Below are 20,128 nucleotides of genomic sequence, written 5' to 3' on the forward strand. Positions count from 1 at the left end.
CCGTCCCACCTCAGGCCCCGGCGAGATCCTCCGCGTCGATGATCCGGTACGCGTAGCCCTGCTCGGCCAGGAACCGCTGCCGGTTCTGGGCGAACTCGGCGTCGACGGTGTCGCGGGCGACGATCGTGTAGAAGTGCGCGACCTTCCGCTCGCCGTCGGGACCGGGGTCGCCCGGTCGCAGCAGCCGGCCGAGGCGCTGCGCCTCCTCCTGGCGGGAGCCGAACGAGCCGGACACCTGGATGGCGACCTCGGCGCCCGGCAGGTCGATCGAGAAGTTCGCCACCTTCGACACGACGAGCAGGCCGATCTCCCCGGACCGGAAGCCGTCGAAGAGCCGCTGCCGCTCCTTCACCGTGGTCTGTCCGGTGATCACCGGTGCGTCCAGTGCCGCAGCCAGCTCGTCGAGCTGCTCGAGGTACTGGCCGATCACCAGTGTCGGCCGGCCGGCGTGCTGCGCGACGAGGTCCTTGACGACCGACAGCTTCTCCGGCGTGCACGCCGCGAGGCGGTAGCGCTCCTCGGGGTCCGCGGTGGCGTAGGCCATCCGCGCGGAGTCGGGCAGCGACACCCGCACCTCGATGCAGTCGGCGGGCGCGATCCAGCCCTGCACCTCGATGTCCTTCCACGGGGCGTCGTACCGCTTCGGCCCGATCAGCGAGAACACGTCGCCCTCGCGGCCGTCCTCCCGGACAAGGGTCGCGGTCAGCCCGATCCGGCGCCGGGCCTGGAGATCGGCGGTCATCCGGAAGATCGGCGCCGGCAGCAGGTGCACCTCGTCGTAGACGATCAGGCCCCAGTCCCGGGCGTCGAAGAGCTCCAGGTGGGGATAGACGCCCTTCCGCTTGGTCGTGACGACCTGGTAGGTCGCGATGGTGACGGGACGGATCTCCTTGACCGTGCCGGAGTACTCCCCGATCTCGTCCTCGGTCAACGAGGTACGCCGGACCAGCTCGTCCTTCCACTGGCGGGCGCTCACGGTGTTGGTGACCAGGATCAGGGTCGTCGCCTGCGCGTGCGCCATCGCGGCCGCGCCGACGAGGGTCTTGCCCGCGCCGCAGGGCAGGACGACGACGCCGGAGCCGCCGTGCCAGAACGACTCGGCGGCGTCGCGCTGGTAGTCGCGCAGGCTCCAGTCGTCCTCGGCCAGCGCGATGGGGTGGGCCTCGCCGTCGACGTACCCGGCGTAGTCCTCGGCCGGCCAGCCCAGCTTCAGCAGCGCCTGCTTGAGATTGCCGCGCTCGGAGGGATGCACGGCGACGCCCTGCTCGTCGTGGGGCAGGTCGTCGATGCGCGCGCCGAGCATGCCGGCGACCTTCTTCGCCCGCAGCACCTCCTCGAGGACCGGCCGGTCGCTGGACGCGAGCACGAGCCCGTGGACGGGATGCTTCTCGAGGCGGAGCCGGCCGTAGCGGGCCATCGTCTCGGCGACGTCGACCAGGAGGGCGTGCGGCACCGGGTAGCGCGACCACGTCAGCAGGGTGTCGACCACCTGCTCGGCGTCATGCCCCGCCGCCCGCGCGTTCCACAGCCCCAGCGGGGTCAGCCGGTAGGTGTGGATGTGCTCCGGAGACCGCTCCAGCTCCGCGAAGGGGGCGATCGCCTTACGGCACTCCGCGGCCCGGGGGTGGTCGACCTCCAGCAGCAGGGACTTGTCCGACTGCACGATCAGGGGTCCGTCTGTCACCGCACGAGTTTACGAGACGGGGACCACCCGGTTGATCCGGTGCACGGCGTAGCGCCGCTCGGCGTCGGGGTCGTCCTGCGCGGCGTCCGCGTCGAACGCGGTGAGCTGGCCGCCCTCGACGACGAGGGGGCGCACGGTGCGCTCGGACACGACCCCCTGGTTGTCGGTGAAGCCGATCAGGACGGAGCCGCCGCGCTCGATCGCGTCCCGCAGCGCCGACAGCACGCCGCCGCCCGCGGTCGACGCCGACGCCGGGCGCGAGCGGGCGGCCTCGTCGCCCTCGCGCAGTGTGGCGACGGCGGAGACGACCTGCGCGGCCTGCCGCGCGGCCGACCGGGCGGCGTCGGCGACCTCGCGGGTGCGGGGGGTGCGGGCGCGCAGCGCGTCGGGGGTGCCCACCCGCACCACGCCGTCGGGACCCTCGACCACCGGAGCCAGTCCGAGCTCGCGCAGCCGCGGCAGCAGGACGTCGATCGGCAGCGTCGAGACCACCACGGTCGGTGCGAGGCGTTGGAGCCCCAGCGTGGCCGCCTTGGGGTGGTTGACCAGCGCCGCGAGCGCGGCCTCGTCGTCCGAGCGCACGAACGACGACGCCAGCCCGACCCGGAGCCGCCCGAACGAGCGCACCACGTCGTCGATCAGGTAGGTCAGTGGCTGGGGGACCGGCGTGCGCGATGCCGCGAGCACGAACGCGTGCAGCTCGGCCGCCGTCCAGCCGGCATCCAGTGCGCGGCGTACCGAGTCGGCCGTGAAGCGGTAGACCGTCGCCGCGCCGTGGGAGTCGACGTCGGCGACCTGCTGGAGCCGCCGGGCCAGGTCCGGCTCCAGCGGCCCGGGCGCCACGGCGGTCAGGTCGGCCTGGACCAGGACGTGGTCCACCGGCGGTGGCAGCAGCTCGGCGAGGGCGGGAGCCGGGTCCGCGCCGGCCAGCAGCGGTCGGGCGTACGGCGCCAGCACGTCCGCGCCCGTGATGCCGAGGATCGCGGCCTCGGCGACCGCCCACGCCACCAGGTCGGGTCGGGTCCGGGGGCGGCGCGGCCGCTCCCACGCGACCCGCGCGACCAGCGACGGCAGGCCGGTGCCCGCGGCGAGGCCGTGCCCCTCGGGCAGCCCCGCGAGCACCTCGAGCGCCATCGCCTTGGCCTCCGGCATCCCGGCCGCCGCGAGCTCGGGGGTGAGCGCGTTCCACGGCTTCTGGTCCGGGCCGCGCTCGCCGACCAGGGACGGCAGGCGGGCGCTCGAGAGCCAGGCCCGGGCGAGCACGCTCCACCGCTCGGCGACGGGCCGCTCGGCCCACTCGTCGAAGGCCGTGGTCGGCACCCACACCGGATTGCCGTCGGCATCGGCCCGGGTCCCCGCCAGGCCGGCCTCGTGCGCGACCTCGACCAGCAGGGCCGCCTCGGGCTCGGGCACCTGGAGCTGGGCCGCGGCCGCGCGCAGCTCGCGCACGCCGAGGCCGGTCGTCCGCAGGGCGGCCGCCGGCCGGCCGGCCCACCACTCCAGGAGCAGCCCGACCCGTCGCACCGCGTCCGTGGCCGCGCCGAGCGCCGCGCCGGTCGCCAGGCGGGGCGCCCGCTCCTCGGAGGCCACCGCCGGAGCGACGTCGACCGGGTGGGTCGTCGTCCGGCCGCCGCGGACCACGAGTCCGACCTCGCCCGGCACGACCAGCAGGCCGGGCAGCAGGGATCCGCCCGGCACCAGCAGCCGGTGGGCGACGAGGAGCTCGGCGGGCGACTCGGCGTCCTCCGGGCGCACCCCCACCCGCACCGTGCCGGACTTCGCCGTCCCGCCCTCGGCGATGACGTGGTCGAGCAGCGCCCGCGCGGAGGGCGGCAGCGCCGCCAGCGACTCCTCGATCTCCGCGGCCGGCCGCGGCGCGGCCGAGCGCGGCCGCAGGCCGCTCACCCCGGAGTCCGGCCCGCCCGCCATCGCGTCGCTCACCCCGCTCAGGGCGCGGAGCCCCTCGGGGGAGTCCCACACGACGGCGAGATCGCGCAGCCGGGCCAGCGTCGCGGCGACGTACCCCGCCTCGGCCCGCACCATCGCGACGACTTCGGAATCCGTGGTTTGGCCCGCGACGACGAGGGCATCAAGCACCGAGAGCTCGCCTCGGGTGAGGCCGTCGAGAGCGCGTGCGATCGAGTTCCTCACCGCGGCGCGGGAGGCGAGTTGTCCGAAGTCGTGAGGGGCAGGAGTGGCCAGGTCCAGACGTTCGGTGAGCAGGCGCTGGAGCCGCTCGTCCGGCCACGACCGCAGCTGGTCGGCCAGCGACCGGTGCCCGCTCGGTCCCGCTCCCACGGTGCCCAACCTAGCCTGGATCCGTGGATGGGCGCCGTCGCGAGCGGCACTCCAGGGGTGTGGTCGCAAGGCGCGGGCGCGAGGGCAGTCTGGTTGCACTGTTGAGCGTCCGCAACGCCGCGAACGCGCCGCTGGAGTGTCGCGTAGTAGGTGGCCATCCACGGATCCAGGCTTAGGACATCGATGAACCGGGTCGAGCTGCACCACGGCGCCGCCACCGACGTCGGCCTGGTCCGCAAGGTCAACGAGGACGCCTTCCTGGCCGACCCACCGGTCTACGCCGTCGCCGACGGGATGGGCGGGCACGACCGCGGCGACGTCGCGAGCCGGTACGCCGTCGAGGAGCTGGCCCGCCTCTCCCAGCGTGACTACGACCTCGACGAGGGGACCGTCGCCGTCGACGCGGCACTCCAGGCCGCCCAGGACCGGCTGCTCGCCTACGACGAGGAGCAGCGGGCCGCGGGGGCCGACGACACCTTCGCGGCCGGCACCACCGTCGTCCTCGCCCTGCTCGTGCAGTCCGCCGACGGGCCGCACTGGCTGCTGGCCAACGTCGGCGACTCCCGGATCTACCGCTACACCGAGGGCGAGCTCGAGCAGGTGAGCGTCGACCACAGTCTGGTCCAGGAGCTCGTCGACGCCGGCCGGCTGACGCCCGACGCCGCGGCCGTGCACCCCAGCCGGAACGTCATCACCCGCGCGCTCGGCGGCGCGGCGATGCCGGGAGCCGTCAGCGGTGCCGCGGACTACTACCTGCTGCCGCTCGCGGCGGCCGAGCGCCTGCTGCTGTGCTCCGACGGCGTCAGTGGCATGGTGGACGACGTGACCATCGCCTCGATCCTCGCCGGGCACGACGACCCGCGCGACGCCGCCGACGCCCTGGTCGCGGCCGCGGTGAGCGCCGGCGGGCACGACAACGCGACTGCGCTCGTGGTCGATGTGGTGGGATTGGCGAACGAAGATCCGTACGACTCGCACGCGCAGCGGCTGAGTCTGGAGCAGAAGTTGGGGGCTCTCCCATGAGCGACGGCATGCAAGGGGCCGAGCGCGCGACCGGCGCGTGGTCGTACCGCCACGGTGCGTGGTTCGCGGTGTTCGGGACCGGTGCCGCCATCGTGCTGCCGGAGTCGCAGAAGGATCAGGTCGTCGGCCTCTGGGCGATGGTCGACGGCGGCGCCGGCTTCGACGACGTCCTCGACGGCCTGCTCGCGTCCGGACTGAGCCGGATCCCCGGCTTCGTGCTGGTCAGCACGGGAGAGGGGCCGACCCGCTTCCTGCTGCGCGGCGCGGGCGTCGTGGCCACGGTCACCGCCGCCGGGGAGACCGTGACCGTCGACGGCGGCGAGAGCCACACCTGGGTCGAGCGCAGCCTCGACGACGTCACCGCGCTGAGCGTCGCGCTCCCGGCCGGCGACGCCGCCGGCGCCGGCGCCGGTGAGGCGGCCGGGGAGGGTGGCCCCGACCTCCCGATCGTCACCGGCCTGGTCCGGGTCGGCCGCATCGACCGTCCCGCCGTGACCTCCGCCGTCCCGATGCCCGCCGCGCCCGCCGCGCCCGCCGCGCCCGTCGAGCCCGCCGCCGAGCCCGCCGAGGAGCCGGTCGCCGGCGGTGTCCACGCCGCCGACGTGCCCGTGGCCGTCGGTGCGCCCGGTCCGATCGAGCCCAGCCCTCTCGACGAGCCCAGCCCTCTCGACGAGCCCAGCCCCCTCGACGAGCCCAGCCCCCTCGACGAGAGCGCGGCGGCCGTCACCGACGCCACGCACCTCGGCGACGACCCCGCGACCGAGGTCATGGACAGCGTCGACGAGCCCCTCCCGGGGGCGCCGCAGGATCCGGCGCCGGACGGGTGGGTGACGCCGTGGGACACGCCCGCCGCCGCCGCGGACGCCGCGACCACGCCACCCCCCGAGACGCCGCCGCCGGGCTGGGTGCCGCCCCCGCCCCCGGGTGTGCCGGCCCCGTCGGTTCCGGCCCCGTCGGCTCCCGCGCCGGGCGCCCCGGACGTCCCGGACGCACCGCCGCTGCCGATCGGCTCGTGGGAGCCCGTGGGCGGCGTCGCTCCGCCGCCGGGCCCGGGCGTCGAGCACGACGGCTTCACGGTCGCCGGTGCCGGAGAGCCGCCGGCCCCGCTGGTGCCGCCCGTGCCGGGCACGCCGGCTGCACCGCCGGTCACCCAGCCGGTGGCGAAGCTGCTCGTCTCCGACGGACAGTCGATCATCGTCGACCGGGCCGTCCTCATCGGGCGCGCGCCGGAGGCGCGGCGGTTCGCCTCGACGGAGCAGCCGACGCTCGTCACGGTGCCGAGCCGGCTCCACGAGATCTCCTCCACCCACATCGAGGTCCGCCCGGGCGTGGGCGCCGATCTCGGGACCGCCGTGGTCACCGACATGGGCTCGACCAACGGCACCGTCCTGGTCCAGCCGGGACTGGGCCCCGAGGATCTCAAGCCCGGCATCGCCGTCCAGTTGATCCCGGGGGCGACCATCAACCTCGGTGACGGGGTCACCATCCAGGTCACCCGTCCCTGATCCGGCCCGCTACTCGGAGCGCCTGCATGACGCACGTCCCCCAGCCACCGTCGCCCGATCCGGGTGCCGTCTCCCCGCCGGCGGAGATGGAGCGACGGTTCACCGCCGCCGTCGTCGACCGCGCGCTGACCTGGGCGGTCGGGGTCGCCGCCGCCTTCGCCGTCTGGCGGCTCCTGGAGCCGGACGGCGCCGGGATCGTGGTGCTGACCTTCGTCGCGGTGGTGGTCCTCGTCGGCCTGGTGCTGGCCGTGCTCGTGGGCACCGTGGGGCTGACTCCGGGGAAGGCGGCCACCGGCCTGCGGGTCGTGCGACGTACGACGGGCGGGCCGATCGGCATCGGTGCCGCCCTGCTCCGCACGGTCGTGCTCGGCATCGCCGGCCTGCCGACCGCCGGCCTGGGGCTGGCGACGCTCGCCTGGACGGCGGCGATGGACCCGTCCGGGCAGCGGCGGGGGCTGCACGACCGGATCGGCGACGCCGTCGTCGTCGACGTCCGGCCGCGCGAGGTGGAGATGGTCGCCGAGGTCGAGCGCCCGCAGCAGATCGTCAACCTCACTGCGATGCGGCTGCTGCCGTCGCCGGTCGAGGAGCATCCCGCGCCCGACCCGACCCCCACGCCGACGTCGACACCGCTGCCGACGCCCGCCCCCGTGCCGACGCCCGCCCCCGCGCCGACCCCGGCGCCCGTCGTGACCCCGACGCCCGCGGCCGGTCCCGTCGCGAGCCCCGCGCCCGCGGCCCCGGCTCCCGCTCCGCGACCGCCGCTGGAGCAGACCCGGGTGCGGCCGGCGCCGGGCAGCGAGCCGGCGGCCGCGTCGACCCCGGAGCCCGTGCGGTGGCGCGTCGAGTTCGACACCGGCGAGCGCTTCGTGGTCGAGGGCCTCGCGCTGGTCGGCCGGCGGCCGGAGCCGCGACCGGGCGAGCCGGTGCGGCACGTCGTCCCGCTGCGCTCCTCCGACATGTCCCTGTCGAAGACCCACGCCCAGTTCCAGGTCGCCGCCGACGGCGCCCTGGTGGTGATGGACCGGGGGTCGACCAACGGGTCCTATGTCATCCGCAAGGGGATGTCGCGCTCGCTGTCCCCGGGGCGCCCGAGCACCCTGCTCGCGGGCGACGAGGTGCGCTTCGGCGACCGCACCATGCGCGTCGAGCGCGAGAGCTGAGCCTGGTGGGGCCGAGCGGGTCGGATGCCGAGCGCGCCGCCGGCTGCCGGGGCGTCAGCCGCGCGCGTCCCACTCGCGACGCAGCAGGCCGTAGACGGCCGTGTCGCTCCACGACCCGTCACGGTCGGCGTAGTCCTCGCGGGTGTGCGCCTCGTGGCGCATCCCGAGCCGCTCGCAGAGCCGGGCCGAGGCGAGATTGCGCGGGTCGAGCCGTGCCATCAGCCGGTGCAGCGGATAGTGGGTGAACGCCAGGTCGACCAGCGCCCGGGCCGCCTCGGTGGCGAAGCCGCGCCCCGCGTGCTCCGGGGCGAACACCCAGCCCAGCTCGCCGATCCCCGGCGGATCCGTCTCGCCGTGGCGCTCGGTGAACCGCAGCATCAGGTCGCCGACGAGCACGCCGTCGTGCACGACCGCCAGCGCCAGGATCTCGCCGGGCACCGACGGGGCGGTGCCGGCGACCAGCCGCTCCATCCGCCCGGCCAGGCCGGCTGCGTCGAGCGCCGGGAACGGCAGGTAGCGGGTGACCTCGGGGTCGGCGCAGTAGGCACCGATCGCCGTACTGTCCGACGGCTGCACGGTGCGCAGCACCAGTCGTTCTGTCGTGAGGGGCAGCGGCGGCGCCGGCAGTGCGGGGGGCGTCAATTCGGTTGCCACGTCGGTGAGAATAGGTGGTGGCACGGACACTACGATGTGCCGCGCGTGCGTCCGACCGGGCGCGCGTCCGCGATGACGAGAGGTTGGGCGGACCCGTGCCGACTGGCAAGGTGAAGTGGTACGACGCGGAGAAGGGCTTCGGCTTCCTCTCCCAGCAGGGCGGCGAGGACGTCTATGTCCGCGCCGATGCGCTGCCCGACGGCGTGACCACCCTCAAGGCGGGCACCCGGGTCGAGTTCGGCATCGCCCAGGGGCGCCGTGGTGAGCAGGCCCTCCAGGTGCGCATCCTCGACGCGCCGACCTCGGTCGCCCGCAACCAGCAGCAGGCCAAGCGCAAGAAGCCCGAGGAGATGGTCCCGATCGTCGAAGACCTGATCCGGCTGCTCGACGGCGTCGGTGAGGCCTACCGCCACGGCCGCCACCCCGACCGCCGTACGGCGCAGCCGGTCGCCAAGCTGCTGCGAGCGCTGGCCGACGAGCTCGAGTCGTAGTCGCCCGGGCGCGGCGCCGGCTCAGCCGCGAGCGGCCTCGACCGGCGGGGTCGCCTGGTTGCGCTCGCGGCGGGCGGGGCTGGAGCGCAGCACGAAGACCGCCCAGGCGGTCAGCAGGACGGCGGCGAAGCCCAGGCCGATCCCGTTGACCGCGGGGTAGGACAGCACCACGCCCAGGAAGCCGCCGACGACCCATGCCAGCTGGAGGGTCGTGTCGCCCTTGGCGAAGGCGCTCGCATGCGCGCGCACCGGGACGCCGGACTGGATGGTCGAGTCGAGGGAGACCTTGGCGAGGTACTGCATCAGGCCCACGGTCAGCCCCAGCGCGATCAGCGGCACCAGGCTGAAGAACAGCGTCGCCACCACGAGCGCGACGATGTCGGCGAGCAGGGCGATGACGACCATCGCGGCCGGGTTGATCCGGCGGGCGAGCGAGGCCACCAGGATGCCGATGGTGTTGCCGAGGCCGGCTGCGCCGACGACCAGCCCGACCGACAGGGTCGCCTTGGTCTTGCTCTCCCAGCCGTCGAGCGGCTCGGTCATGAGCACGAACGTCATGAACATGGTCAAGAAGCCGGACAGCAGGCGCGGGCCGCAGTTGGCGCGCAGCGCGAAGGCGACGCGCGGCGGCAGCCCGCTGCTCGGCCGCCCGGGGCGTCGCGGCCCGTCGATGGACTCCTCGCCGGTCGAGGAGTCGACCTTCGCCGGTAGCAGGATCGCCGCGACCGTGCCCACGGTGAACACGACGAAGGCGTAGCGGCAGGCCCACTCCGGCCCGATCCAGTACGCCGCGCCGGCGAGCGGTGCCGAGGCGCACGCGCCGACCACGCCGGCGAGCGCGACCCGGCCGTTGGCCTTCACCAGGGTGATCTCCTGGGGGACCAGGCGCGGGACGGCAGCCGCCTTCGCGACGCCGTAGGCCTTGGACGAGACGAGGACGCCGAGGGCGGCCACGTAGAACCACGGGGAGCCGTCGTCGAGGGTCCCGGCGAGCACCCAGCACAGGAACGCGCGCAGCGCGAACGTGGCGCCGATCGCCCAGCGCCGGCCGTGGCTGAACCGATCGAGGAAGGGGCCGATCAGCGGCGCCACGATCGCGAACGGGACCATGGTGAGACCGAGGAACAGCAGCACCGGACCGCGCTGTCCGCTGGTGGCGCCGGCGAAGAACACCGTGCCGGCCAACGCGATCGCGAACGCGGAGTCGCCGGCGGCGTTGGCCGCGTGCAGCTCGATGAGCCGGTTGAGGCCGGAGCGCTCCGCGCCCTGTGCCCCGGCGGCCTTCCGAGCGGTGCGGACGGTCGCCTTGCTGGCGCGTCCCGTGACCCGCGCGAAGCCCTTCACCCCGCGGGCGGTCGCCTTGGCCGCGCGGACCGAGCCGGTCTCGGCGGGCGTCTCCTCGCCGGGCCCGCGCTCCGGCGGCGTGCTCAGGTCGGGGCCGTCGGTGCTCACGCTCCTATCTTGCCTGCTGCCCCCGACGTGACGAGCGTCGCCGTCATGGGGGATGCTGTGCCGGTGTCCACCCTGGAGCGCAAGCTGACCGACGCCGCCACCGCCGACGCCATCGACGCGGCGCGCGCGGCGCTCCTCGAGGAGGTCGACGCCTCCGACGTCGGCGAGCACCTCGGCCACCAGGTCGACGGGCTGCGGGTCGTGACCCATCTGTTCGACTGCACCCGCAAGGGCTACCGCGGCTGGCAGTGGGCGGTCACGCTCACCCGGGCCTCGCGTCAGCGCAAGGTGACCGTGGTCGAGGTGGTGCTGCTCCCGGGCTCCGACGCGATCGTCGCCCCCGCCTGGGTGCCCTACCGCGACCGGCTGCTCCCCGGCGACATGTCGCCCGGCGACCTGCTGCCCGTCACCGACGACGACCCGCGCCTCGTGCCGACGTACTCCTTCGGCGACGACCCGCTCGACACCGACGAGAAGGCGCAGATCCGCCAGGTCGCCAAGGACCTCGGCCTGGGCCGGGTCCGGGTGCTCTCGCCCGAGGGCCGCGACGCCGCCGCCGAGCGCTGGTACGACGGCGCGGCGGGTCCCGACGCCCCGATCGCCAAGTCCGCTCCGCACCACTGCTACTCCTGCGGCTTCCTGGTCCGCCTCGCCGGCCCGCTGTCGGAGCTGTTCGGCGTGTGCGCCAACGGTGACGCCAACGACGACGGCCGGGTGGTCGCGCACCAGCACGGCTGCGGCGGCCACTCCGAGGTCCGGCTGAGCAAGCGCCAGCAGCCCCAGCCCCCCGCGCCGCCGGTCGTCGACACGATCTCCCTCGACGACCTCGAGACCTTCTGAGTTGGATGGCGCGAGCGCGTCGCTCGTTCCTCGCGCCGCGCTGCCGCGCACGCAGTCGAGTCCGGTAGGTGGTTGCGTCGGCGTGGCGGCAACACTTCGGCACGCCGCGAAGCGCCGCCCTCGTCGGCTTCGGTCGCTCGTGCCTCGCTCCCTGCGCCTCCTTGTCCGGCGTTCGCGTCGTAGCCTTGGGTATCCTCAGCCGCGGGCGAGGATCGTGACGGCGTAGAGATCGTCGACCGGGCGCAGGTCGTAGCCGCCGAAGCGGTGCTGGACGACCAGCCCGGCCGCCGCGACGTCGGCGAGGAACTCCTCGGGCGCGTACACCCGTGCCGTGCTCGGCCCCTCCTGCAGGTGGAAGCCGACCAGGATCCGGCCGCCGGGGGCCAGCAGCGAGCCGAGCCGCTCCAGCACCGCGACCTCGGTGCCCTCGGCGACGAAGGTGAGCACGTTGCCGACGCACACCACGAGGTCGTACGCCGAGGGCGCGCCGGCGGCGGCCAGGGCGTCGGGGGTCAGCGCGAGGATCTCGAGGGGGAGCACCGGAAGGTCCGGGTACGTGCGCCGGGACTGCGCGACGAGGGCGGGGTCGGGCTCGGCGGCGGTGACCCGGTGGCCGAGCGCACGGAGGTGGGCGCCGATGCGGCCCATGCCGGAGCCGGCGTCGAGGATCGCCGCGCCGCGCGGGACCAGGGTGTCGGCGAGGCGGGCCTCGCCGACCACGTCGGCGCCCTCGGCGATCAGCTGGGCGAAGCGGTCGCCGTAGCCCCCGTTGCGGGGCCCGCCGAGCGCCCACCGGGTCGGGGGCAGGGGAGCGGGCTCACCCATGGGCGTCGTGGGCCGTGGTGTCGCGCTCGGCGCGGGCCTGGCGGCGCCGCTTGCAGTACTCCGTGCCGAGGAGGCCGAGCCCCACGCCGGTCAGGCACATCCACAGCAGCCAGGTGCGGCCGGTCTCCTCGAGCCGGCCGTAGAACGGCAGCAGGCCGACGAAGGCGATGAGGAAGAGCACCGTGCCGACCTGGACGGTCCGGACCCCGTCCACGTCGAGGGGCTCGACGGGCGCGATCAGGTAGGTCCGGCTGCCGAACTCGTGCTGGGTCGGCTGGTCGTCGCGCAACTCCACACGCCCCATGCTACCGCTCCGGGAATAGTTAACAGAGGTAATGACTTATGCTAACGATATGCCGACTCTCGAGAAGCACGTGCGCAGCAACGCGGGGCTCAGCACCGAGCTCCGCTTCGCGGTCATGCGGCTGCGCCGACGTCTCCTGCGCGAGCGGCACCCCGACAACGACCTGAGCGTGTCGTCCATGGCGGTGCTCTACGCCCTCGGCAGGCAGGGCGACCTCACCGTGGGCGCGCTCGCCGCCCGCGAGCAGGTGCAGCCGCCGAGCATGACCCGCACGGTCACGGCGCTGGCCGACGCCGAGCTCGTCGAGCGGTGCGCGCATCCGAGCGACGGCCGACAGGTCGTCGTACGCATCACCGACGCCGGGCGTGCCGTGGTGGCGGCCGACGTCGCGCGCCGCGACCGCTGGCTCTCGCGCCGGCTCGCCGACCTGACCCCGGAGGAGCGCGACGTCCTGCGGCGCGCGGCTCCGATCCTCCAGCGCCTCGCCGAGGCCGACTGACCATGACCCGCTGACCGAGACCGAAGGAGTCCCCACGAGCCCCCGATTCCGCTCCCTTGCCCACCCGAACTACCGCCTGTACTTCGCCGGCAGCATCGTCTCGAACGTCGGCACCTGGATGCAGCGCGTCGCCCAGGACTGGCTGGTCCTGACCATCCCCGGCAACGGCGGCGCGGCCCTCGGCATCACGACCGGCCTCCAGTTCCTGCCGGTCCTGCTGCTCTCCCCGTACGCCGGGGTGGTGGCCGACCGCATCCCCAAGCGGGTCCTGCTCCAGGTCACCCAGTCCGTGATGGCGCTGGCCTCCCTCGTGCTCGGCGTGATCGCCGCCGTCGGCGCGGCCGAGACCTGGCACGTCTACCTGCTCGCGTTCGTCTTCGGCATCGGCGCGGCCTTCGACGCGCCGGCCCGCCAGGCCTTCGTGTCGGAGATGGTCGGCGCCGACGACGTCGCCAACGCGGTGAGCCTGAACTCGGCCGCCTTCAACACCGCCCGCCTGGTCGGCCCCGGCCTCGCCGGACTGCTCATCGGCCTCGGCGGCGGCGGGATGCACGCCACGGGCTGGGTCATCCTCGCCAACGCGGTGTCCTACCTCGCCGTGATCGCCCAGCTGCGACGGATGGACGTCGCCGCACTCCAGTCGCCCCGCCCCGCGGCCCGCACGCCCGGCATGCTCCGCGAGGGGGTCGGCTACCTGCGCGGCCAGCCGAAGATGCTGATGATCCTGGTCCTGGCCTTCTTCATCGGCACGTTCGGGATGAACTTCCAGATCACCTCGGCGCTGATGGCCACCGAGGTGTTCGGCAAGGGCGCGGAGGAGTACGGCGTCCTCGGCTCGGTCCTCGCGGTCGGCTCCCTGACCGGGGCGCTGGTCGCGGCGGGACGGGCCCGGGTCCGGGTGCGGCTGATGATGGGCGCGGCGGTGGTGTTCGGCCTCGCCGAGATCGCCGCGGGGCTCGTGCCGACGTACCTCGCCTTCGTGCTGCTGTGCCCCCTGCTCGGCTTCTCGGTGATCACGGTGCTCAACTCGTGCAACGCGCTGCTCCAGATCGAGTCGGCGCCGGCACTGCGGGGCCGGGTGATGGCGATCTACATGACGATCGTGATGGGCGGCACCCCGCTCGGGGCGCCCTTCATCGGCTGGGTCGGCGAGCAGTTCGGCGCCCGGTGGACCCTCGTCCTCGGGGGAGTGCTGGTGCTGGTCGGCGTGGGCCTCGCCGTGCTGGTCCGCCGGACGGCGGAGCGCGCGGGCGGCTCGGTCGCCGGCTCGACCCCGGCCGTCGCTCCTGCCATGCTTCGGCCGTGAACTCGGCCCAGCCCGTCGCCCCGACGCACCCGCTCGACCGCTACTTCCGCATCTCGGAGCGAGGCTCCAGCCTCGGCCGGGAGATCCGCGGAGGCGTCGTCACCTTCTTCACGATGGCCTACATCGTGGTCCTGAACCCGCTGATCCTCGGCTACGCGACCGACATCGACGGCAAGTACCTCGGCGGCGGCAGCGAGCCGAACCTCGCCGCGATCGCCGCCGGCACCGCGCTGGTCGCGGGCGTGCTGACGATCCTGATGGGCGTCGTGGCGAACTACCCGCTCGCGCTGGCCACGGGCCTGGGTCTCAACGCCTTCCTGGCCTTCGCGGTCGCCAGTCAGATGACGTGGGCCGACGCGATGGGGCTGGTCGTGATCGAGGGCGTGGTCATCCTCGTGCTCGTCCTCACCGGCTTCCGGACGGCCGTCTTCCGGGCCGTGCCCGCGCAGCTCAAGGTCGCCATCTCGGTCGGCATCGGCCTGTTCATCGCGCTGATCGGGTTCGTCGACGCCGGCGTGGTCTCGCGGATCCCCGACGCGGCGCAGACGACGGTCCCCGTGCAGCTCGGCTCCGACGGCAACCTCAGCGGCTGGCCGGTCCTGGTCTTCGTGGCGGGCCTGCTGCTGATGCTGGCGCTGTGGGTACGCCGGGTGCGGGGCGCGATCTTGATCTCGATCGTCGTGATGACCGCCGTCGCCGTCGTCGTCGAGGCGATCGGCGACCTCGGCCGGTCCGCGGAGCAGGCCGGCGGCTGGGCGCTGACGGTCCCGGCGTGGCCCGACTCCTTCCACGCCCCCGACTTCGGCACGCTCGGCGAGTTCAACCTCCTGGGCTCGTGGGACAAGGCCGGCGTGGTCACCGTCCTGCTGCTCGTGTTCTCGCTCCTGCTCGCCGACTTCTTCGACACCATGGGCACGATGACCGCCATCGGCGCCGAGGCCGGGCTGCTCGACGAGGACGGTGTGCCCCCGCACGCCGAGCGGATCCTCGTCGTCGACTCGGTCGCCGCGATCGCCGGCGGCGCGGCCGGCGTCTCGTCGAACACGTCGTACATCGAGTCGGCCTCGGGCGTCGGCGAGGGCGCCCGGACCGGTCTGGCCTCGGTCGTGACCGGCGCGCTCTTCCTGGTCACGATCTTCCTCTCGCCGCTCGTGGCGATGATCCCGTCCGAGGCGGCGGTGCCCGCGCTGGTCCTGGTCGGCTTCTTGATGATGCAGCAGATCACCGGCATCTCCTGGGACGACGTCGAGATCGCCATCCCGGCCTTCCTCACCATCGCGCTGATGCCGTTCACCTATTCGATCTCGGTCGGCATCGGGGCCGGATTCGTGTCCTTCGCCTTCCTCAAGGTGGTGCGCGGCAAGGCCCGCGAGCTGCACCCGCTGCTGTGGGTCGTGGCCGGTCTGTTCGTCGTCTACTTCGCGATCGACCCGATCACCCGCTGGCTGACCTGATCCGGGGCGGCGCGACGCCCGGCTCAGGCGTGCCCGCCGCATTTTGACCCGCCTTTGGGGCGGCCGGTAATCTCGAATCTCGTGTCTGGGGCCACCCGGCACATCGAGCATGCCCTCGCACCCGCCGCTGCGGCAGACGGGGTGGACGAGGCAGCGCTCCGGCACTCCGCATGACCGCATCACCCCGAGCCCGGCACCGTGCCGAGCCGTGAGAATGAGACGAAAGGGAACCACCAGGTGCCCACCATTCAGCAGTTGGTCCGCAAGGGCCGCCAGGACAAGGTGTCGAAGACCAAGACGCCTGCCCTGAAGGGTTCGCCCCAGCGGCGCGGTGTGTGCACCCGCGTCTACACCACCACTCCCAAGAAGCCGAACTCCGCCCTGCGCAAGGTCGCCCGCGTGCGCCTGTCCAGCGGCGTCGAGGTCACCGCTTACATCCCGGGTGAGGGTCACAACCTCCAGGAGCACTCGATCGTGCTCGTCCGCGGCGGTCGTGTGAAGGACCTCCCCGGTGTCCGCTACAAGGTCATCCGCGGCGCGCTGGACACCCAGGCCGTGAAGAACCGCAAGCAGGCTCGCAGCCGCTACGGCGCCAAGAAGGAGAAGAGCTGACATGCCGCGCAAGGGCCCCGCGCCGAAGCGCCCGATCGACATCGACCCGGTCTACGGTTCGCAGCTGGTGAGCCAGCTGGTGTCGAAGGTGCTCCAGGACGGCAAGAAGCAGGTCGCTCAGCGGATCGTCTACTCCGCCCTCGAGGGCACCCGCGAGAAGACCGGCACCGACCCGGTCATCACCCTCAAGCGTGCGCTCGACAACGTGCGCCCCGCCATCGAGGTCAAGTCCCGCCGCGTCGGTGGCGCGACCTACCAGGTCCCGATCGAGGTCAAGGGCAACCGGGGCACCACCCTGGCCCTGCGCTGGCTCGTCGGCTACGCCGCCGACCGTCGCGAGAAGACGATGGCCGAGCGCCTGCAGAACGAGATCCTCGACGCCGCCAACGGCCTCGGTGCCGCGGTGAAGAAGCGCGAGGACACCCACAAGATGGCCGAGTCCAACAAGGCCTTCGCTCACTACCGCTGGTGATCTTCGTCGGAGCGGGCCCGTCACCACGGTGCCCGCTCCGGCGCCACCAGTTCCATCCCCTTACCTAAGGAACGCTGACTCACGTGGCAGTCGACATCACGACGGACCTCAACGTCGTCCGCAACATCGGCATCATGGCGCACATCGATGCCGGCAAGACCACCACCACCGAGCGCATCCTGTTCTACACCGGCATCACCTACAAGATCGGTGAGGTCCACGATGGCGGCGCCACGATGGACTGGATGGAGCAGGAGCAGGAGCGCGGCATCACCATCACGTCGGCCGCGACGACCTGCTGGTGGAAGAAGCACCAGATCAACATCATCGACACCCCCGGGCACGTCGACTTCACCGTCGAGGTCGAGCGCTCGCTGCGCGTCCTCGACGGCGCCGTCGCGGTCTTCGACGGTGTCGCCGGCGTGGAGCCCCAGTCGCAGACCGTGTGGCGCCAGGCCAACAAGTACGCCGTCCCGCGGATGTGCTTCGTCAACAAGCTCGACCGGACCGGTGCGGACTTCTACCGCGTCGTCGACTCGATCGTGCAGAAGCTGAACTCCACCCCGCTGATCCTCCAGATCCCGATCGGTGCCGAGGCCGACTTCGTCGGTGTCGTCGACCTGGTCGAGATGAACGCCAAGCTCTGGCGCGGCGAGACCCAGCAGGGTGAGGACTACGTCGTCGAGGAGATCCCCGCCGATCTCGCCGACAAGGCCGCCGAGTACCGCGAGAAGCTCATCGAGACCCTCGCCGAGGCCGACGACGACATCATGGAGACCTACCTCGAGGACGGCGACACGTTCGACGTGCCGACCCTCAAGGCCGCCATCCGTCGCGCGACCCTGGGCGACAAGGTCAACCCGATCCTCACCGGCACCGCGTTCAAGAACAAGGGCGTCCAGCCCCTGCTCGACGCGATCGTCGACTACCTCCCCTCGCCGCTCGACGTCGACGCGATCGTCGGCCACAAGCCGGGCGCGGAGGAGACCGAGGAGAACGAGGTCGTCCGCAAGCCGTCGAGCGAGGAGCCGCTGGCGGCGCTGGCGTTCAAGATCGCCGCCGACCCGCACCTGGGCAAGCTGACCTTCGTCCGCGTCTACTCGGGCAAGCTCGAGGCCGGCGCGACCGTGCTCAACGCGAGCAACGGCCGCAAGGAGCGGATCGGCAAGGTCTACCAGATGCACGCCAACAAGCGTGAGGAGATCGCGTCGGTCGGCGCGGGCCAGATCGTCGCGGTCATGGGCCTCAAGGACACCCGGACGGGTCACACCCTCTCCGACAACGCCAAGCCGGTGGTGCTGGAGTCGATGACCTTCCCGGCCCCGGTGATCTCGGTCGCCATCGAGCCGAAGACCAAGGCCGACCAGGAGAAGCTCGGCGTCGCCATCGGCCGCCTCGCCGAGGAGGACCCGACCTTCGTCGTCAAGACCGACGAGGAGACCGGCCAGACCATCATCTCCGGCATGGGCGAGCTCCACCTCGAGATCCTCGTCGACCGGATGAAGCGCGAGTTCAAGGTCGAGGCCACCGTCGGCAAGCCGCAGGTCGCCTACCGCGAGACCATCCGCGGCACCGTCGAGAACCACAGCTACACGCACAAGAAGCAGACCGGTGGCTCGGGTCAGTTCGCGAAGGTCATCATCTCGATCGGCCCGAACATCGACCCCGAGACCGGCCTGGGCGCGGGCTACGAGTTCGTCAACAACGTGACCGGTGGTCGCGTGCCGCGCGAGTACATCCCGTCGGTCGACAACGGCGCCCAGGAGGCCATGGAGTTCGGCGTCCTCGCCGGCTACCCGATGGTCGACGTCAAGGTCTCGCTCGAGGACGGCGCCTACCACGACGTCGACTCGTCCGAGCTCGCGTTCAAGATCGCCGGCATCCAGGCGTTCAAGGAGGCCGCGCGCCAGGCGCGTCCGGTCCTCCTCGAGCCCATGTTCGCCGTCGAGGTGACCACCCCCGAGGACTTCCTCGGCACGGTCATCGGCGACATCAACAGCCGTCGCGGTCAGATCCGCGCGCAGGAGGAGCGTCACGGCGACATCGTCGTCAGCGCCCTCGTGCCGCTGTCCGAGATGTTCGGGTACGTTGGCGACCTGAGGTCCAAGACCTCCGGTCAGGCGTCGTACTCGATGGAGTTCGACTCGTACGCCGAGGTTCCCACGAACATCGCCGACGAGATCATCAAGAAGGCGCGCGGCGAGTAATCTCCGCAGACCCTCGGCGCACCACCCATTAGTACGAGTCAGTAACAACACACCAGGAGGAGCCCCAGTGGCTAAGGCGAAGTTCGAGCGGACCAAGCCGCACGTCAACATCGGTACGATCGGTCACATCGACCACGGCAAGACCACGCTGACCGCGGCCATCTCGAAGGTCCTGCACGACGCGTACCCGGACCTCAACGAGGCCTCGCCGTTCGACACGATCGACAAGGCTCCCGAGGAGCGCCAGCGCGGCATCACGATCTCGATCGCGCACATCGAGTACCAGACCGAGGCGCGCCACTACGCGCACGTCGACTGCCCCGGTCACGCGGACTACATCAAGAACATGATCACCGGTGCCGCGCAGATGGACGGCGCGATCCTGGTGGTCGCCGCGACCGACGGCCCGATGCCGCAGACCCGTGAGCACGTGCTGCTCGCCCGCCAGGTCGGCGTCCCCGCCCTGGTCGTCGCGCTCAACAAGTGCGACATGGTCGACGACGAGGAGCTCATCGAGCTCGTCGAGATGGAGGTGCGCGAGCTCCTCTCCGAGTACGAGTACCCGGGCGACGACGTTCCGGTCGTGCGCGTGGCCGCGTTCCCGGCGCTCAACGGCGACGAGAAGTGGGGCAAGTCGGTCCTCGAGCTCATGTCGGCCGTCGACGAGTACATCCCGCAGCCCGAGCGTGAGATCGACAAGCCGTTCCTCATGCCCGTCGAGGACGTCTTCACGATCACCGGTCGTGGCACCGTCATCACCGGTCGCATCGAGCGCGGCATCGTCAAGGTGAACGAGGAGGTCGAGATCATCGGCATCCGCGACACCTCGCAGAAGACCACCGTCACCGGTGTCGAGATGTTCCGCAAGCTGCTCGACGAGGGCCAGGCCGGTGAGAACGTCGGTCTGCTGCTGCGTGGCACCAAGCGCGAGGACGTCGAGCGCGGCATGGTCGTGGTGAAGCCGGGGACCACCACCCCGCACACCAACTTCGAGGCCAGCGTCTACATCCTCTCGAAGGAGGAGGGCGGCCGTCACACGCCGTTCTTCAACAACTACCGTCCGCAGTTCTACTTCCGGACCACCGACGTGACCGGCGTCGTGACCCTCCCCGAGGGCACCGAGATGGTCATGCCGGGCGACAACACGGACATGACGGTCGAGCTGATCCAGCCGATCGCCATGGACGAGGGTCTGAAGTTCGCGATCCGCGAGGGTGGCCGTACCGTCGGCGCCGGCCGGGTCACGAAGATCACCAAGTGATCTGACCTGCTTCGGGGAGGCCCCCGCTGCTTCGGCAGCGGGGGCCTTCTGCATTTCGGGCTGTCGACCCGAGCCGGG

Annotated in this window: 18 protein-coding genes; 12 read left to right on the forward strand and 6 right to left on the reverse strand. The window is 72.6% G+C overall.

Annotation, left to right across the window (positions count from 1 at the left end):
- Positions 1-10: 10 nt before the first annotated feature.
- A complete protein-coding gene (locus ACPZVR_RS21060) occupies positions 11-1,684 on the reverse strand; it encodes a DNA repair helicase XPB (protein WP_436701648.1) in 1,674 nt (557 codons plus the stop codon).
- A gap of 9 nt (positions 1,685-1,693) precedes the next feature.
- On the reverse strand, positions 1,694-3,982 hold the full coding sequence (locus ACPZVR_RS21065; RefSeq protein ID WP_436701649.1) for a helicase-associated domain-containing protein: 2,289 nt from the start codon (positions 3,980-3,982) through the stop codon (positions 1,694-1,696).
- A gap of 183 nt (positions 3,983-4,165) precedes the next feature.
- Between ACPZVR_RS21065 and ACPZVR_RS21070 the strand changes: the two genes are divergently transcribed.
- From ACPZVR_RS21070 to ACPZVR_RS21080, 3 genes are read left to right on the forward strand one after another with little or no spacing between them, the layout of a single operon-like run.
- Positions 4,166-5,005 (forward strand): PP2C family protein-serine/threonine phosphatase, encoded by an 840-nt coding sequence (locus ACPZVR_RS21070; RefSeq protein WP_436701650.1) that lies wholly within the window; start codon positions 4,166-4,168, stop codon positions 5,003-5,005.
- Entirely contained in the window at positions 5,002-6,510 is a 1,509-nt protein-coding gene (locus ACPZVR_RS21075; RefSeq protein WP_436701651.1) for an FHA domain-containing protein, read from the forward strand. The genes ACPZVR_RS21070 and ACPZVR_RS21075 overlap by 4 nt, the downstream gene beginning before the upstream one ends.
- Before the next feature lie 26 nt (positions 6,511-6,536).
- Positions 6,537-7,673: an RDD family protein gene (locus ACPZVR_RS21080; protein ID WP_436701652.1), complete on the forward strand. Its 1,137-nt coding sequence runs from the start codon at positions 6,537-6,539 to the stop codon at positions 7,671-7,673.
- A gap of 54 nt (positions 7,674-7,727) precedes the next feature.
- Here the strand turns inward: ACPZVR_RS21080 and ACPZVR_RS21085 are convergent, their stop codons facing one another.
- Positions 7,728-8,327 carry a GNAT family N-acetyltransferase gene (locus ACPZVR_RS21085; protein ID WP_436701653.1) on the reverse strand — a complete coding sequence of 200 codons (600 nt, stop codon included), beginning with the start codon at positions 8,325-8,327 and terminating at the stop codon, positions 7,728-7,730.
- A gap of 95 nt (positions 8,328-8,422) precedes the next feature.
- Between ACPZVR_RS21085 and ACPZVR_RS21090 the strand changes: the two genes are divergently transcribed.
- Positions 8,423-8,818, forward strand: a complete 396-nt coding sequence (locus ACPZVR_RS21090) for a cold-shock protein (RefSeq protein ID WP_203048407.1) — start codon at positions 8,423-8,425, stop codon at positions 8,816-8,818.
- A gap of 21 nt (positions 8,819-8,839) precedes the next feature.
- On the opposite strand, the gene ACPZVR_RS21095 is transcribed toward ACPZVR_RS21090, so the two are convergent.
- A complete protein-coding gene (locus tag ACPZVR_RS21095; RefSeq protein ID WP_436701654.1) occupies positions 8,840-10,270 on the reverse strand; it encodes an MFS transporter in 1,431 nt (476 codons plus the stop codon).
- 45 nt (positions 10,271-10,315) lie between these two features.
- Between ACPZVR_RS21095 and ACPZVR_RS21100 the strand changes: the two genes are divergently transcribed.
- Positions 10,316-11,110 carry a DUF3027 domain-containing protein gene (locus ACPZVR_RS21100; RefSeq protein WP_436701728.1) on the forward strand — a complete coding sequence of 265 codons (795 nt, stop codon included), beginning with the start codon at positions 10,316-10,318 and terminating at the stop codon, positions 11,108-11,110.
- A 195-nt stretch (positions 11,111-11,305) separates the two neighbouring features.
- On the opposite strand, the gene ACPZVR_RS21105 is transcribed toward ACPZVR_RS21100, so the two are convergent.
- Complete coding sequence (locus ACPZVR_RS21105) at positions 11,306-11,935, reverse strand: class I SAM-dependent methyltransferase (protein WP_436701655.1); 630 nt, start codon at positions 11,933-11,935, stop codon at positions 11,306-11,308.
- A complete protein-coding gene (locus tag ACPZVR_RS21110) occupies positions 11,928-12,230 on the reverse strand; it encodes a DUF2530 domain-containing protein (RefSeq protein ID WP_436701656.1) in 303 nt (100 codons plus the stop codon). The genes ACPZVR_RS21105 and ACPZVR_RS21110 overlap by 8 nt, the downstream gene beginning before the upstream one ends.
- A 58-nt stretch (positions 12,231-12,288) precedes the next feature.
- Here ACPZVR_RS21110 and ACPZVR_RS21115 point away from each other — a divergent pair, with 58 nt between their 5' ends.
- The 7 genes from ACPZVR_RS21115 to tuf all read left to right on the forward strand — a co-directional run bounded on the left by ACPZVR_RS21115 (position 12,289) and on the right by tuf (position 20,050).
- On the forward strand, positions 12,289-12,738 hold the full coding sequence (locus ACPZVR_RS21115; RefSeq protein WP_436701657.1) for a MarR family winged helix-turn-helix transcriptional regulator: 450 nt from the start codon (positions 12,289-12,291) through the stop codon (positions 12,736-12,738).
- Positions 12,739-12,832: 94 nt separating this feature from the next.
- Positions 12,833-14,044, forward strand: coding sequence for an MFS transporter (locus ACPZVR_RS21120; RefSeq protein WP_436701729.1), 1,212 nt, complete (start codon positions 12,833-12,835; stop codon positions 14,042-14,044).
- On the forward strand, positions 14,041-15,498 hold the full coding sequence (locus tag ACPZVR_RS21125) for an NCS2 family permease (protein WP_436701658.1): 1,458 nt from the start codon (positions 14,041-14,043) through the stop codon (positions 15,496-15,498). The genes ACPZVR_RS21120 and ACPZVR_RS21125 overlap by 4 nt, the downstream gene beginning before the upstream one ends.
- Positions 15,499-15,735: 237 nt before the next feature.
- Positions 15,736-16,110: a 30S ribosomal protein S12 gene (gene rpsL / locus ACPZVR_RS21130; RefSeq protein ID WP_203048413.1), complete on the forward strand. Its 375-nt coding sequence runs from the start codon at positions 15,736-15,738 to the stop codon at positions 16,108-16,110.
- A 1-nt stretch (position 16,111) separates the two neighbouring features.
- Entirely contained in the window at positions 16,112-16,582 is a 471-nt protein-coding gene (rpsG, locus tag ACPZVR_RS21135) for a 30S ribosomal protein S7 (RefSeq protein WP_436701659.1), read from the forward strand.
- 83 nt (positions 16,583-16,665) lie between these two features.
- Positions 16,666-18,789, forward strand: a complete 2,124-nt coding sequence (gene fusA / locus ACPZVR_RS21140) for an elongation factor G (RefSeq protein WP_436701660.1) — start codon at positions 16,666-16,668, stop codon at positions 18,787-18,789.
- A gap of 67 nt (positions 18,790-18,856) precedes the next feature.
- On the forward strand, positions 18,857-20,050 hold the full coding sequence (gene tuf, locus ACPZVR_RS21145) for an elongation factor Tu (RefSeq protein ID WP_282400913.1): 1,194 nt from the start codon (positions 18,857-18,859) through the stop codon (positions 20,048-20,050).
- Positions 20,051-20,128 lie beyond the last annotated feature (78 nt).

Source organism: Nocardioides segetis, assembly GCF_051390595.1.
GTDB lineage: Bacteria > Actinomycetota > Actinomycetes > Propionibacteriales > Nocardioidaceae > Nocardioides.